Origin of the sequence: Streptomyces sp. NPDC005774, from assembly GCF_042871645.1 — a bacterium.
GTDB classification, from domain to species: domain Bacteria; phylum Actinomycetota; class Actinomycetes; order Streptomycetales; family Streptomycetaceae; genus Streptomyces; species Streptomyces pratens.
In genome coordinates, this window is sequence record NZ_JBIAIV010000070.1 from 1 (window position 1) to 14,521 (window position 14,521).

The following is a 14,521-nucleotide window of genomic DNA, read 5'->3' on the forward strand; positions in this document are numbered from 1 at the left end:
CGCTCGTACTTCGCGGGCTCCTGCGGCGGCGCCCCGCTGACCGTGATCCGGCAGTACATCGAAGATCAGAAGCACCCCGTCTGACCGTCACTCCAAGGCGCAGAGAACTCCGGCGCCTCGCGCCTCCGCGCCAAGGATGCTTTTCCCTCCCCGGCTGAAGCCGGGGACACCCACGCAAGATCAGGGATGGCGGTTGGACGGGGGGAACAGCTCAGTGAGCTGGTGGCCGCGGCGGTGAAGCGGGCAGGCGTGCGCGCGGTGGTGCAGGCGGGATGGGCCGGTGTGAACGGCTGCGGCGCCGACGTCCTGGCCATCGGCGACGTCCCGCACGACTGGCTGTTCCCCCGCACCGCCGCCGTCGTCCATCACGCCGGAGCGGGTACCACCGCGGCCGGACTACGGGCCGGAGTGCCCGCCGTGCCCGTTCCCGTCATGGCCGACCAGCCGTTCTGGGCGTCCCGGCTGTACGAGCTGGGAGTCGCCCCCCGGCCTGTGCCGTTCCAGGACCTCACCGCCGAAGCCCTCGGCGACGCGATCACGGCCTGCCTGTCCGAGCCGGCCCACCGCCGCCGCGCGGCCGAACTCGCCCGCGGGATCGCAGTAGAGGACGGCACCGCTCCCGTGCTCGCCCGCATCGGCTCGGAGAGCGCCGGGTGAACCCGGACGGCCGAGGAGGTCGGCAAGGTCGGGGCTGGTCCCGTATTTCGCGGGTCGCTGATTCGGCTGGAGAGCGGGGCCGGGCAGTATCCGGCACGGGCACGTCAACGCTCGCCCGGTGATCCGTACGCGGTCGCGCCGGGGGACGACCACCGGGGAGTCGTCGCCCGGCACGGCCGCGGGAGCTCGACGAGAGCCGCACGATGCGGCGATGAGTTTTCCCGGCCCGGCCGGTCTACCGTCCGTCAAGTGATCAGAAAACGCGAAGCAGGAGGAGCGACGTGAGCCAGTTGCTGCGGGTCCAGAACTTCACCGTCTCGAGCGACGGGTTCGGCGCCGGCGAGGGCCAGAGCCTCGAGAGGCCGTTCGGCCATGCCGATCCGGGGAACATGTTCGCCTGGGCCATTGCCACCGACCACCCACCCGTCAACCGCTCCGAACCCGGTGGCAGCCGAGGTCTGGACGACTACATCACGCGGGACTACGCCCGCAACATCGGCGCCGAGATCATGGGCCGCAACAAGTTCGGGCCGCAGCGCGGGCCCTGGCAGGACCACGAGTGGCAGGGGTGGTGGGGTGACGAGCCCCCGTTCCACACGCCGGTGTTCGTCATGACACACCACAAGCGCCCGTCGTTCACACTCTCCGACACCACGTTCCACTTCGTCGACGGTGACCCGGCCGCGGTGCTCGCCCGGGCGAAGGAGGCGGCGCAGGGCCAGGACGTCCGGCTTGGCGGTGGGGCCACGGTCATCCGGCAGTTCCTCGAGGCCGACCTCGTCGACACCCTGCATGTGGCGGTCGTCCCGACGAAGCTCGGCTCCGGGGCCCGGCTGTGGGAGTCCCCCGATGAGCTGCTCGACCGGTTCCACCAAGACGTCGTGCCCAGCCCGAGCGGCGTGACGCACCACCTGCTCTGGCGGAAGTGAGGCCGGACCAGCCGGTCGGCGCGGGTTTTGTCACCGGCACCCGCGGCACGGCCGCCGCCCAGCGGCGTCCTGGCCCCGCGTTTCGCGGGTCGCTGCGGGTGCTGTTCAGGTCCGCAGCCGGCGTGGACGCCGCACGTCGAGCCCCAGCAGACCGAGGAGGTCGACCCGGACGACCCGGACGAGGGTGATGGTGGGCGGGTCGGTGGCCCCGCGGATGCGTAGCTGGAGCTCACCGAGGTGATGCGGAATCATCCGGCCCGTGGGCCGCACTCGGCGGCGACGGGCAGAGCGCCCGAACACTTGGTCACCGCGGACTCGATCACGCACTCCGTACGGGGGCGTTCCGTCCGTGGCCGCGGGGACCGGGAAGCCATCGACACACCCGGACCGGCGTTGACGTGCCCGTGCCGGACACTGCCCGGCCCCGCTCTCCAGCCGAATCAGCGACCCGCGAAATACGGGACCAGTGGCTTCCAAGAAGCCGTGTCGGACGCCGGGCACAATCGAGGCGAGCAGGGGCGGCTGGAACGGCGACAACTCCGGCATCTCGTTGAGGAGCCCGCGCCGGTACCCCACCTGACGGCTCGGTGCCATGCCTGCCCCTCACGCTCGGATATCGCCTGGCCACAGCCAAGGCACGGCGCTACGGTCTCGTGTCATGCAACTGACGGTTCTCGGCGGGTGCGGGGCGTGGCCCACAGCAGTCCAGGCATGCAGCGGCTACCTCGTCGAGTACGCCGGATTCCGCCTGCTCATCGACCCCGGATATGCCACCCTGCCGCGCCTGCTCCAGCACAGCACCGTCGACGCGGTCGACGCCGTGCTCGTCAGCCATGGGCACCCCGACCACTGCGCCGACCTCAACCCGCTCCTACGGGCCCGAGGGCTGAGCGACGACCCGCCGCCCGCTCTGCCCGTCCACGCCCCGCACGGTGCGGTCGATGCCGTTCTGGCGCTCGACAGACCGGGCATGCTCGCCAAGGCGTACCACCTTCACGGGTTCACCCCCGGCGACCGGTTCGACATCGGCCCCTTCACCACCGACACCTGGCTCCTGCCGCACTTCGTGCCCAATGCCGGCATTCGGCTCACCACCCCCGAGGCCGTCCTCGCCTACACCGGCGACACCGGCCCCAGCTCCGACCTTCCTCGCCTTGCACAAGGCGTCGACCTGTTCCTGTCAGAAGCCACGTACATCCACCAGGTGCCGACCGCCGACGCGCCGTACCTGCTGACCGCACGGCTGGCCGGCCAGTACGCCCACCAGGCAGGCGCCGCCCGGCTCATGCTCACCCACCTTTGGCCGGGCACAGATCCGGCCCTTGCCGGAGAAGTGGCCGCAGAAGCCTTCGCCCATCCCATCGGCGTCGCTGCCCCCGGTCTCGTCACCCACCTCGGCCAGGAGGGACAGAGATCCAACGGCGCCGAGCAACACGGCCCGTTGCACCGGAAGAACTGACCACCGAACCGGCATCCGTGATGCCGTCCCGATACACCAGGTCCGGGTTCTCCGGGGCGGGAAAGCCGAGCACCCGCTCGGTTACGGCACCGGCAGGAGGGCCAATGCCTCCTTGGCGTTGTGCTCGGCGATCCCCCGCATCGCCGCTCGGTGCGGGAAGTCGCCGTCGAGGAGGCGCAGGGGGCCGGCCACCAGGGAGAGACGCATCGCGAGCATGTAGAGGCCGAGCCGTGCCGGATCGAGGCCGGGGCGGGACAAGGCCGGGTGCTGATCACCGAAGCGAAGCTGAAGGAAGACGTGCTCCCACTCGACGTCGAAGAACATCAGGCCCTCGATGTCGATCAGGACGGGGTGCCCGGAGGCGTCGACCAGGACGTGGTCGGGCCCGAGTTCGCCGTGGATCAGTCCGTGGCTCGTGCGAGGTGGGACGCCTGCGGCCAGCTCCTGGAGGCGGTCGTGCAGCGGGGTCGCGGCTGATCCGATCCCGGGGTCCCCTTCTGCTGCGTACGCCAGATCCTCGAGGGCACGCTCAAGAACCAGCTGCTCGCACGAAACGCCGCTCGCTTCGTCGCCCCGTTCGAGCACGTCCACCCTGCCGTACCGCCGGCTGTGCTGTTGGTGCATCACGTCGAGCATGGCGGCCAGTTCGCTCAAGGCGTCTGCCGCACGGGCGGGATCCGTTTCCATGAGCGCTTCGAGAGTGCCACCGGCCACGTCCTCGACCACCGCGACGTCCGCCGGGTACCGTCGTCGGCTGTCGTCAGCCAGGAGCACCCCGGGGACCCGGACCCCGAGACGGTCCAGGCTCCGCCGAGCGGCGAGGAAGGGGACCAGGCCGGAGGCGGGGGCGAACGGGTGGGCCGCGTCGACGCCTTCCGAACCGGGCCAGAAGTTCTCGGCCTCGGCCCAGCTGTAGACGATCACACTCGCTGCACGCGGTCCGTCGATGTGGACGCGGTAGACCCCCTTCTTGCTCCCGCCTCGCAACCGGTCCACTCCGACCGTATGGAACCTGGGCCCCAGGGCCTCGTGCACGATCCCCGACAAGGCCTCGGTCTCCGCGAATTGACGCATCCGTCGACCTTAACTTCGACAACTTCGGCCCGGCGCGGCGCGGCGTGGGAAGCCGATCGCCCGGTGGGCGGAGGACTCGTGCAGTGCGACGCGGGTGAGCAGGTCACCCAGGTCGCCCGTGCCGGTGCGGAGCTGCGTCGCCCGTTCCCTGCGGTAGGCATCGCAGTCGGGGCGGTCGGCTCTCACCGGGTTCGCTGTTCGACGTCGAGGAAGGCCTCCGTACAGCGGGCGAGGTTCACGAGGTACTGCCAGGCGGTGAAGGGGGTGGGTTCACCCTGGGGCGGCTCGGCGAGAAGCCGGGTGCCGAGACGGCGCATCACGCGCACCGCCTCCCGTTCGTCTCCTCGCGTGTCGTCGAGGAGTGCGCGGAGCATGCCGGAGACGGTGTCCGTGCGCTGCACGGTGTCGGCCAGCGCGGGGACGTCGAGACGGGGCCGGGTGATCGGGCTCACTTCGGTGAGGATCTTTGTACGGTCGAGCCGTGGTGCATCGGTCGGGTCGGTTGCCATTCCCACGACGGACTCCTCTTGCCGTGTTCGTTCAGTGACAATCAGTGAACGACGGCGGCTCAGGTGATCGTCAGGAAAAACAGCCCGCGCACCGTCCGCGCGCGACCGGAAAAACTGACTCGCTCTTTGCTCTCGGAGAGCTCCTGGGAACGGCTCGCCACTACCGTGTTGCGATGTGGCAGAGGTGAATGAGCGGCTCACGGTGCGCATGCGCGAACTGGGCTTCACCCAGGAGGAGTTGGCGGAGTCCATGAACACGGCGATCGAGCAGATCACCGGAAGGTTCGGGACCGTCTCCCCCCGCACGATCCACAACTTCACGAGCGGAAGAACCCGGTGGCCGCAAGCCAGGCAACGCCTGGCACTGGAGGCAGTGTTCGGGTGTACCGCAACCGAGTTGGGATTCACCCCGCCCGCCCGGTGCCCGGCCGACCGCCCGCTACCCGCAAGCGCCCAGCACGACGAGGAGGAGCCCGTGCTCCGCCGTACCTTCCTCACCGCCGCTTCTGCGGCTGCGTTCTTCCCTGCCGCTTCAGGAGTAGCTGTCGTTTCAGGAGTATCCGCCGCTTCGAAAGGATCCGCCGCCGATTCGGCAGGCGGCCGTTTGGGCCAGTCCGACGTGAATCGGCTCACCGCCCAGTTCGCCCTGATCATTGCCAGCGACAACAAGACCGGCGGAACTCACCAGGTCGAGCAGGCTGCACTGGGCTGGGCCCAACACGCTCTGCACCTTCAGAGGACACGGTCCGCCTCACAACGGGTGCGAGGTCAGCTGTACGGCCTCGCCGCGGCCTTCATGGGCTCCGCCCTGTGGGCTGCCATTGACGGCGGTCGTCTCGACCCGGCCCAGCAGCACCTGCACCAGGCCGTGGCCCTCGCCGGTCTCTCGGGTGACTCCTCGATACAGTTCCGTATCTGGGGACATGCCGGTGCCTTGTACCGGCACCTCGGCCAGTACACCAGCGCCCTCGCGGCTGACGAGGCCGCGAAGCGGACGCGAGCCGCCCGCGATCCGCTGTACGCCTCCCTCATTCACGCCCGCACCGCTGTGCATCACGCGGACCTGCAGGATCGACAAGCGGCGCTGCGGTGCCTGGGGTTGGCCGAAGCAACACTGGGACGCGCGGACGCCGGGGCACATCGCCCCCCGTGGCTGCTGTTCTACGACTCGGCCGAGTTTCACCTCTTGGCGCTCACGGCCACCACCTCGCTCGGGCTGTGGGAACAGGCCGAGGCGCACGCCCATCACACGCTCGCGAAGTTGCGTCCCGACCTGAAGCGCAACCGAGCGCTCACCCAGGCTTATCTGGCACATGCCCAACTGGGTCAGCACGAGACGGAACTCGCTGTGGCGACCGCACACCTCGTCCCGGCTCAGGCGCGGCACGGTCGTACGGCCCGCCTGCTGAACCATTTCGGACACCGGCTGCATTCGTTCGCCCCCGACTCCGCCGCCACTCGTCAATGGTTTGAGAAGGAGCTTCTGTGAGTCCTGCGTTGCGGCATTACTCCGACGCCGAACCGGTGCGACAGACGATCGTGGACATCCACGTCGAGGTCAGGCAGCGTGATCTCGGGCTCACCGGCCCCTTCTACTCCGCAGAACGCTTCAATGAGCGGCTGTCAGGGCACAGCTCAGTGCCAGGGTGGGAGGCAGTCGTGGCCTTCGACGGGACCGAGCCCGCAGGCTTCGCCTATGCCACCCCGCTCGTGCCCGACACCCGCTGGTGGACGGCCATGACGACAGCCCTGCCCGAGGGGTACACGACGGAGACGGGCGCGCGCACACTCGCGCTGAACGAGATCGTGGTCCGGCGTCCGTGGCGGGGCACCGGCCTCGCTCAGCGCATCCACGAGGAGCTGCTGTCGGGCAGGAACGAGGAACGGATCACCCTGCTGGTCAACCCGAAGGCCGGTGACGGCAAAGTCCAGGCGATCTACGAGCGGTGGGGGTACGAGAAGATCGGGGAGCAGCAGCCCTTCGCGGACTCACCGGTGTTCGCCGCCATGATGCGGGACCCGTTGAAGTCTGCGTGAGCAGGGAGTGATCCGGTTCTCCGGACACACGGTGCAGCTCTCACGGATGAAGTGGCCACGGAGCCGAACGGCCCGCACGCTGCCCAAAGGGTCCGCCTTCCGTCTGCTGGGATCCGGGGACCGGTGCGGGGACAGGTGCGGGGACAGAGGTGCGGGGACAGAGGTGCGGGTCAGGGCCTGGCTGCTCACCGTCGATCTACGCACCGGTGCAAAATTCCGTGCCGGGCCGGCCGGGAGGGGCGGAGACTCGTGTCATGGCTGACATGGGGGCGTTCCGGGAAGCGGTCACTGGGTGGGCGGCCGGTGGGTCCGGTGAGCCCGCGCGGGAGTTGTCGGCGCGGCTGCCCGTCCGGGCGGTCGTCCTGCTCGAAGGGCCGAGCGACGCCGCGGCCGTCGACGCGCTGGCCGCGTGCCGCGGACGGGACCTGGCGGACGAAGGGGTCTGCGTGCTGCCGATGGGCGGTGCGATGAGTGTCGGGCGCTTCGCCCGGCTCCTCGGGCCGCCCGGCCTGGGCCTCCGCCTCACGGGGCTGTGCGACGAAGGGGAACGTCGCTTCTACGCCCGCGCCTTCGCGCGGACGGCTGCGGCCGGTACGGCACACCAGCCACGGTTCTTCGTCTGCGCGGCGGATCTGGAGGACGAGCTCATCCGCGCGCTGGGCGTGGCACGGGTGGAGGAGCTCGTCCGGGCCGAGGGCGACCTGCGCGCCCTGCAGACCTTTGTGCGCCAGCCCGCCCAGCAGGGCCGCACCTCGCAGCAGCAGTTGCGGCGCTTCCTCGGCACGAAGAAGGGGCGCAAGATCCGGTACGGGCGCGTCCTCGTCGAGGCCCTCGAACCCGACCGCGTACCCGCCCCGCTCGACGGCCTGCTCACCTGCCTCTGACCGTCTCCGAAGCGGCGCGGGCGCGGGTCGAGGCCCGTGCCGGAGGGGAACACTGCGAGGGTTAGCCTCGGAAGAGCGGGACCCGTCCCTCAGCAGAGGGCGGGCGTGGTGGCAGGAGGCGCAGGACATGGCGAAGGTTCCCGGCTCGGTGCTGGCCGCGAGTGGACTCGTCGGCGGGTACGGCGTGGCCCGCTGGACCCGTAAACGGCCGCTGGGCGGGGTCGTCCTCGCCGTGGCGGGTGCCGCCGCGGCGCGGGAGTGGCGGGAGCGGGCCGGCGGGAAGGCCGCCGGGGCGCTGTCGGTCGCGTACGTCGCCGCGTTCGCCGGGTCGCATCCGCTGGCGAAGAAGGTGGGTGCCTGGCCGGCCGTGTTCGGTGTGGCGGGTGCGGTGGCGCTGACGTCATGGGCGGTCGCCGACCGGCGCGGATGAGACGCGGGCGCGGTGACGGTGGCGCGGTGACGGTGTGGAGCACCGCCCGCAGCGCCCTCCGCGTCGGACGTGACGATCTTCTCCGGCAGTTCCGCGCTCAAGCCGACGCGCGAGGACCCGTCGTTCCGGGACCGTGCCCCTCCCGGGGCCTCCAGGTGATCGGAGGCCCCGGGGGGCCGGTCACCGGCCGTCTCGGGTCGCCGTCTCCGGAACAGCTGGCCATGCTGGTGCTGGGAGCGGCCTTCTTCCCAGTGACAAGGAGCACGGCATGTCCACGGACCCGGTCGGACGATTCCTGACGGCTTTGGACCCGGACCACCGGGAAGCCATCAGTGCCAAACCGCGCGAGGAACAGGAACGGCTCGCGGCGGCCTGGGAACGGGAGCTGGCGGACGATACCGAACTCGACTCTCTCGACGAGCTGTCCCCGGCGGCGGCAGAAGCCGAGGCGGCCCGCCGCGTCCTGGACCGCGGGACCGGCTCGGACCTGTCCGGCTGACACCTGTCCGGCTCGGACCTGTCCGGCTGACACCTGTCCGGCTGACACCTGTCCGGCTGGCACCTGTCCGACTGTGAGACCTGCCCTGCGGTGAGACCTGTCCGGCCGGTCACGCGTCGCGCCGAGGTGGTCCCTGCCGACCGGCGACCGGCGCTGGCCTGCGGCGGGCCCGGTCGTTTCACCCGCGCGAGGCCTCTCCCCTCGGTTCTGTGGCGGAGAGCGGTGTGGCGATGTCCTCCAGTGAGCGGCGTTCCGCGTTCACCGCCAGGAACGCCGCCACCAGGCCGGCCGCGCACATCAGCCCGGCGCCGATCTGGAAGGCCAGGGCCGTCTCGCCGACCACGCCGGACTCGGTCAGGTCGGCGAAGATCAGCGGGCCGCTGATACCGCCGGCGGCGGTGCCGATGGCGTAGAAGAAGGCGATGGCCATGGCGCGGGTCTCCATCGGGAAGATCTCGGAGACGGTCAGATAGGCACTGGAGGCGCCCGCCGACGCGAAGAACAGGACCACGCACCAGCAGGCGGTCATGGTCGTGGCCGTGAGTGAACCGTTGTCGAAGAGCCAGGCCGTGCCGAAGAGCAGGATGCCCGACAGCAGATACGTGCTCGAGATCATGATCCGGCGGCCGACCGTGTCGAAGAGCTTGCCGAGGAGCAGCGGGCCCATGAAGTTGCCCGCGGCGATGACGGCGAAGTAGTAGCCGGTGCTGCCGGTCGGCACGTCGAAGAAGGTGATGAGAATGGCGCCGAAGCCGAAGGTGATGGCGTTGTAGAGGAAGGCCTGGCCGATGAAGAGGGAGAGGCCGAGGACCGCGCGGCGCGGGTAGCGGCCGAAGACGGTCTTGGCGATCAGGCCGAAGCCGATGCTCTTGCGCTGGTGGATGGTGATCTCACCGGCCGGCGGTGGCAGCGGTCCCCCCTTCTCCTCCTCGATCTCCCGTTCGACGGACGAGACGAGTGCGTCGGCCTCCTCGCCCTGGCCGTGGATGAACTGCCAGCGTGGGCTCTCCGGGACGTGCCGGCGGACCAGGAGGACGACCAGGCCGAGGACGACGCCGAGACCGAAGCTGAGCCGCCAGCCGAGGTCCTTGGGGAAGATGTCGGTGTCCAGCATCACGATGGACAGCAGGGCGCCGCCGATCGCGCCGAGCCAGTAGCTGCCGTTGATGATGAGGTCGACCCGGCCCCGGTAGTGGGACGGGATCAGCTCGTCGATCGCGGAGTTGATGGCCGCGTACTCGCCGCCGATGCCGAAGCCGGTGAGGAACCGGAAGAGGAAGAACCACCAGGTCTCGAAGGAGAGAGCGGTCAGCGCGGTCGCCGCCAGATAGACGATCAGCGTCACCATGAACAGCTTCCTGCGCCCGTACCGGTCGGTCAGCCAGCCGAAGACCAGGGCCCCCAGGCACGCGCCCGCCACGTACAGGGCGGCGGCGAGACCCGTGATCTGGGCGGAGGTGATGTCCAGGCCGCTGCCTTCCTCGGCGATGCGGCCGGCGACGTTGCCGACGATCGTGACTTCCAGTCCGTCCAGGATCCAGACGGTGCCCAGGCCGATCACGATCATCCAGTGCCACCGTGACCAGGGCAGCCGGTCCAGACGGGCCGGGACGGCCGTGGTGATGGTTCCGGTGGAGGCGGGCACTGAGGCCGACGACGGTTCCCCTGTCATGGCTCCCTCTCCGTCGAACTCCGTCAAGCTCGGCCGAGCCGGGCCGAGCCGGGCCGAGCCCGGCCGAGCTCCATCGAGCTCCGTCGGGCTCCCTCGGGCGAACGCCTCCCTTGTGCCCTGGGCCGGGAGGAACACGCCCGCCGTTCCGGAAGGCCGTAGGGCCCGCCGGACGGGCCCTACGCCCCCAGCATGCGGGAGACCGTGTAGATCAGCAGCCCGGCGAGAGAGCCGACGACCGTGCCGTTGATGCGGATGAACTGGAGGTCGCGGCCGATGTTGGCCTCGATCTTCTTCGTCGTGTGCTCGGCGTCCCAGCCCGCCACGGTGTCCGTGATCAGGGAGGTGATCTCCCCCCGGTAGGTGGTGACGACGTACACCGCGGCGCTCTCCAGCCAGCCGTCGACCTTGCCCTGCAGCCTGGCGTCGGCCGACATGCGCGCGCCCAGCGACAGCAGCGAGGCGCGTACGCGCAGCCGCAGCTCGCTGCGCTCGTCCTCCGCCGCGGAGACGATCATGGATCGTACAGCCGTCCAGACGGAGGCGATCAGGTCCTGGACCTCGTCGCGGCCGAGGATCTCGCCCTTGAGGCGTTCGATCCGGGCGCGGGTCTCGGCGTCGGACTGGAGGTCGGAGGCGAAGTCGGCGAGGAAACGGTCCAGGGCGCCGCGCGCGGGATGGGCGGGCATGTCGCGCATCTCGGTGACGAAGCGCAGCAGCTCCTTGTAGACACGGTCGCCGATCTTGCGGTCCACGAATCTCGGGGTCCAGCCGGGGGCGCCGCCGTGCACGGCGTCCATCACGGCGTCGCCGTGCAGCACGAGCCAGTCGTGGGCGCGGGTGACCACGACGTCGACGGCCTTCTTGTGGCCGCCGTCGGCGACGATCTTCTCCAGCATCTTGCCCATGCCGGGCGCGATCTCCTGGGCGTCCGCGCGACGGGTGATCGCCTCGCCGACCACCGCCTGGACGTCGGAGTCGCGCAGGACGGTCAGCGCGCCGCGCAGGGCGGCCGACAACTCGGCGGTGACCCGGTCGGCGTGCTCGGGTACCGCCAGCCAGGCGCCGAGCCGGCTGCCGATGCCGACGGAGCGCAGCCGCCCGCGGACGACGTCCTCGGAGAGGAAGTTCTCACCGACGAACTCGCCCAGGGAGACGCCGAGCTGGTCCTTCTTGGTGGGGATGATCGCGGTGTGCGGGATGCGCAGTCCCAGCGGGTGGCGGAACAGGGCGGTCACGGCGAACCAGTCGGCGAGCGCGCCGACCATGCCCGCCTCCGCCGCCGCGGCGACGTAGCCCGCCCAGGCTCCGGCGCCCGCGTCGGACGCCCACTTGGCGAGGACGTACACCACGGCGACGAACAGCAGCAGCCCGGTGGCGATGAGCTTCATCTGGCGCACTCCGCGCCGCTTCTCCTCGTCCGCCGGACTGAACGTCGTCATCGTGCGGTGGGTGGCGCCACCGGCGCGGGCCTGCGTGCGCCGGCCTCCACCACCCCCGGCCCCCGTGGTGCCGGTGTCCTCCGTGCTCGCGGTGTTCGCGGTGTCCGTGGCGTCCGCCTCGCTCATCCGCTCGATCCGTTCATCCGTTCCGCCCCGCTCCATCCGCTCCGCCCGTTCGGTGATCCCTCACACATTGTCCCTTCCCGTCCGACTCCCGGAACGGAACAGGAGTTCCCGGCGTCTGTCCAATAGACGGCCCGACGGCTGCCCGACGGCTGCCCGACAGCGGCCCGACAGCGGCCCGACAGCGGCCCGACGAGCGCCCCGACAAGGGGCTTCGGAGGGGGTTCCGCCTGGAGATCAGGAGGAACACAGGACGGGACCAGGGGGAAATCAGAGGCAAGTCAGGGGCGAAGCCGGGGGACTGCCGGGAGGGTCTCAGTGGGATCCCCATGGAGACCCCCATGGGGTCCCGTCGGACCACCGCCCGTCCATGACGCATCATGGGCTCATCCGTACGGAGTCTCGGGCTCCGACCGCTGGAGGAGAACAGAACAGCTTGACCGGGGGACGTGACGGGGGCGCGGGAGCGCCCACCGCGAAGTACCGCGCCCTGCTCGCCGCGGTGATCGCCGCGATCGTGGCGGTGTCCGCGGCCATATACGTCGGGGTGTCCGGGCTGCCGTCCGGCCTGTACGCCGACGGCACGAGGGACCGTGACACCCTCGCCGGCGGCCGCGACGGACGCCGGAACCCGGCCGCACCGGCCTCCACCGGAACCTGGGTCTCCTCCTGGGCGGCCTCCCCGGTCGGCGGCGAGCCCGGCACCGAGATGACCGGCCTCGCGGACCGCTCGCTGCGCAACGTCGTACACACCAGCGTCGGCGGCACCGCCGCCCGGATCACCCTGTCCAACCTCTACGGCCAGTCCCCGCTCACCGTCAGCCACGCCTCGATCGCCCTGTCCGCGGGTCGGGGCGACGCGGCGGCCCTCGCCGGCACCATGCGGCAGGTCACCTTCCGGGGCAGCCCCACCGTCGTCGTCCCGGCCGGGCAGCAGGTGATGAGCGACGCCGTACGCCTCACCGTCCCGCACGACGGAGACGTACTGGTCACCACGTACTCCCCCACCGGCTCCGGACCGGTCACCCGCCACCCGTACGCACGCCAGACCTCGTACGCCGCCGTCGGCGAGCACACCCAGGACACGACCGGCACCCCGTACACCGAGAAGAGCGCCTTCTGGCGCTACCTGACCGGGCTGGACGTGCTGAGCAGGGACTCGCAGGGCACCGTCGTCGCCCTCGGCGACTCGCTCACCGACGGCAGCACCTCCACCACCGGCGCCAACAACCGCTGGCCGGACATCCTGTCCGACCGGCTGCGCGTAGCGGCCGCGGCAGGCCGGGACGTACCGCGCTACAGCGTCGTCAACGGCGGCATCAGCGGCAACCGCGTCCTCGCCGACGGCCTCGGCCGCCCCGCGGAGAACCCCAGCGCCCTGAACCGCTTCGACCGTGACGTCCTCGGCCGCACGAACGTCAAGGTCCTCGTCGTCGACCTCGGCGTCAACGACATCCTGCGCGAACCGGGCCTCGCCGACCCCGACGCGATCGTCGGCGGCCTGAAGACCCTCGTCGACCGGGCCCACGCCCGCGGACTGAAAGTCGTCGGCGCGACCCTGATGCCGTTCGGCGGCCACCGCGGGTACACCGACGCGCGCGAGGCGGTGCGGCAGCAGATCAACGCGGAGATCCGCGCGGGGCGCGTCTTCGACGCCGTCGTCGACTTCGACCGGGCGCTGCGCGACCCGTACGCCCCGCGCCGGTTGCACCCCCTCTACGACTCGGGCGACCACCTGCACCCGAGCGACCGGGGCTACACGCGGATGGCCGAGACCCTCGACCTGGACGACCTGAAGGGCGGGGCGCCGGCGCAGCTGTAGGGAGCGGCCGGACCGGCCCCACACCCTGCGGCGACGGCCGGTGACCGGTCAGCAATCCCGGCCGGCCGTTCTGGTCAGCCGTTCTGGTCAGCCGTTCTGGTCAGCGGTCCCGGTCGCTGCGGCGTTCGCCCTGCTCCTCGGCCCGCCGGCCGTGCGGGGAGTCGAAGCCGAAGGAACCGTGGCCGAAGCCGCCGTGACCGTGGCCCTGGCCGAGGGCGGCCTGGCCGGACGAGGAGGCGCCCAGCTCACTGCGGTCCACGTCGCCGCCCGCCCCCTCCCCGCGGCGGTTCGCCCTGCGCTCCAGCTTCTCGAGGCGGCGCTCCTCGCGGAGCCGCTGCTTCTCCGCCCGGGTCAGCTTGCGCCTGACGCCGACACCGCCCCAGAAGGCGAAGCCCGAGACGATCACGCGCGGGGCGCCCGGCTCGCCCGGCACGCCCTCCTCACGGTGGTCGAAGCCGCCCATGACGCCGATGCCGCGGACGACGACCTCGACACCCTGCGGGACGATGACTTCGATGCCGCCCATGATCGCGACCGCGTTGATCACGATCTCGCGGTCCGCGAAGTCCGCCTCGCGCAGATCGATCTCGCCGCCGCCCCAGAAGGCGAAGCAGTTGAACTTCCGCGGTGCCGTCCACCGGCCCTTGCGCTGGAACCCCGACATCACGGCGACGGCCCACGTCGACGGCGCGTCGTCGCCGACGCCCACCCGGCTCGACCAATCGTCGCCCGGCTCGGGGGACTTCGTCAGGGAGACGACGGGAACGGACACTCCGGGGGCGGGCAGATCACGGGTGATCGGCTCGAGTTCCCGGTAGGTCCGCGCCTTGTACGTCGCGTCCAGCCGCTCCTCGAACTCCTCCATGTCCAGGCGCCCCTCGGCGACGGCGTCCCGCAGAACGGCGGCGACGCGCTCGCGGTCGGCATCGGAGGCACGGAGGTCCGGGGCTGCGTCGTCGGTCATACACAGCAGCCTACGAGGTCCCC

At 70.9% G+C, this 14,521-nt stretch carries 15 protein-coding genes; 9 read left to right on the forward strand and 6 right to left on the reverse strand.

Features of this window, described 5'->3' with window-relative positions; all coding sequences use genetic code 11:
* Positions 1–186: 186 nt before the first annotated feature.
* Entirely contained in the window at positions 187–657 is a 471-nt protein-coding gene (locus ACFYQA_RS35675) for a glycosyltransferase (RefSeq protein WP_388927076.1), read from the forward strand.
* 281 nt (positions 658–938) lie between these two features.
* The gene (locus ACFYQA_RS35680; protein ID WP_388927079.1) at positions 939–1,586 is read left to right on the forward strand and encodes a dihydrofolate reductase family protein; all 648 of its coding nucleotides are present in this window, start codon (positions 939–941) and stop codon (positions 1,584–1,586) included.
* A gap of 105 nt (positions 1,587–1,691) precedes the next feature.
* Here ACFYQA_RS35680 and ACFYQA_RS35685 read toward each other — a convergent pair whose 3' ends face one another.
* On the reverse strand, positions 1,692–1,838 hold the full coding sequence (locus tag ACFYQA_RS35685; RefSeq protein ID WP_388927082.1) for a hypothetical protein: 147 nt from the start codon (positions 1,836–1,838) through the stop codon (positions 1,692–1,694).
* 406 nt (positions 1,839–2,244) lie between these two features.
* On the opposite strand from ACFYQA_RS35685, the gene ACFYQA_RS35690 reads away from it, so the two are divergent.
* The gene (locus ACFYQA_RS35690; RefSeq protein ID WP_388927085.1) at positions 2,245–3,045 is read left to right on the forward strand and encodes an MBL fold metallo-hydrolase; all 801 of its coding nucleotides are present in this window, start codon (positions 2,245–2,247) and stop codon (positions 3,043–3,045) included.
* Positions 3,046–3,126: 81 nt separating this feature from the next.
* Here ACFYQA_RS35690 and ACFYQA_RS35695 read toward each other — a convergent pair whose 3' ends face one another.
* Together ACFYQA_RS35695 and ACFYQA_RS35700 are read right to left on the reverse strand one after the other, a co-directional pair.
* Positions 3,127–4,119 carry a phosphotransferase family protein gene (locus ACFYQA_RS35695; protein ID WP_388927088.1) on the reverse strand — a complete coding sequence of 331 codons (993 nt, stop codon included), beginning with the start codon at positions 4,117–4,119 and terminating at the stop codon, positions 3,127–3,129.
* A 182-nt stretch (positions 4,120–4,301) separates the two neighbouring features.
* Entirely contained in the window at positions 4,302–4,634 is a 333-nt protein-coding gene (locus ACFYQA_RS35700; protein ID WP_388927091.1) for a hypothetical protein, read from the reverse strand.
* 178 nt (positions 4,635–4,812) lie between these two features.
* Between ACFYQA_RS35700 and ACFYQA_RS35705 the strand changes: the two genes are divergently transcribed.
* The 5 genes from ACFYQA_RS35705 (at position 4,813) to ACFYQA_RS35725 (ending at position 8,478) form a co-directional block, all read left to right on the forward strand.
* Positions 4,813–6,117: a hypothetical protein gene (locus ACFYQA_RS35705; RefSeq protein ID WP_388927094.1), complete on the forward strand. Its 1,305-nt coding sequence runs from the start codon at positions 4,813–4,815 to the stop codon at positions 6,115–6,117.
* Positions 6,114–6,665, forward strand: a complete 552-nt coding sequence (locus ACFYQA_RS35710) for a GNAT family N-acetyltransferase (protein ID WP_388927097.1) — start codon at positions 6,114–6,116, stop codon at positions 6,663–6,665. Before ACFYQA_RS35705 ends, ACFYQA_RS35710 begins: the two co-directional genes overlap by 4 nt.
* A gap of 254 nt (positions 6,666–6,919) precedes the next feature.
* A complete protein-coding gene (locus ACFYQA_RS35715; protein WP_388927100.1) occupies positions 6,920–7,549 on the forward strand; it encodes a TOPRIM nucleotidyl transferase/hydrolase domain-containing protein in 630 nt (209 codons plus the stop codon).
* 127 nt (positions 7,550–7,676) lie between these two features.
* Entirely contained in the window at positions 7,677–7,979 is a 303-nt protein-coding gene (locus ACFYQA_RS35720) for a hypothetical protein (RefSeq protein WP_055626283.1), read from the forward strand.
* A gap of 268 nt (positions 7,980–8,247) precedes the next feature.
* Positions 8,248–8,478, forward strand: a complete 231-nt coding sequence (locus tag ACFYQA_RS35725; RefSeq protein WP_332428042.1) for a hypothetical protein — start codon at positions 8,248–8,250, stop codon at positions 8,476–8,478.
* 178 nt (positions 8,479–8,656) lie between these two features.
* On the opposite strand, the gene ACFYQA_RS35730 is transcribed toward ACFYQA_RS35725, so the two are convergent.
* Positions 8,657–10,150 carry an MFS transporter gene (locus ACFYQA_RS35730; protein ID WP_388927103.1) on the reverse strand — a complete coding sequence of 498 codons (1,494 nt, stop codon included), beginning with the start codon at positions 10,148–10,150 and terminating at the stop codon, positions 8,657–8,659.
* Between the two features lie 176 nt (positions 10,151–10,326).
* Positions 10,327–11,715 carry a DUF445 domain-containing protein gene (locus ACFYQA_RS35735; protein ID WP_388927106.1) on the reverse strand — a complete coding sequence of 463 codons (1,389 nt, stop codon included), beginning with the start codon at positions 11,713–11,715 and terminating at the stop codon, positions 10,327–10,329.
* A gap of 433 nt (positions 11,716–12,148) precedes the next feature.
* Here ACFYQA_RS35735 and ACFYQA_RS35740 point away from each other — a divergent pair, with 433 nt between their 5' ends.
* Entirely contained in the window at positions 12,149–13,534 is a 1,386-nt protein-coding gene (locus ACFYQA_RS35740; RefSeq protein ID WP_388927108.1) for an SGNH/GDSL hydrolase family protein, read from the forward strand.
* Positions 13,535–13,634: 100 nt separating this feature from the next.
* Here ACFYQA_RS35740 and ACFYQA_RS35745 read toward each other — a convergent pair whose 3' ends face one another.
* Positions 13,635–14,498, reverse strand: a complete 864-nt coding sequence (locus ACFYQA_RS35745; RefSeq protein ID WP_388927111.1) for a DUF1707 domain-containing protein — start codon at positions 14,496–14,498, stop codon at positions 13,635–13,637.
* Between the last annotated feature and the right edge of the window lie 23 nt (positions 14,499–14,521).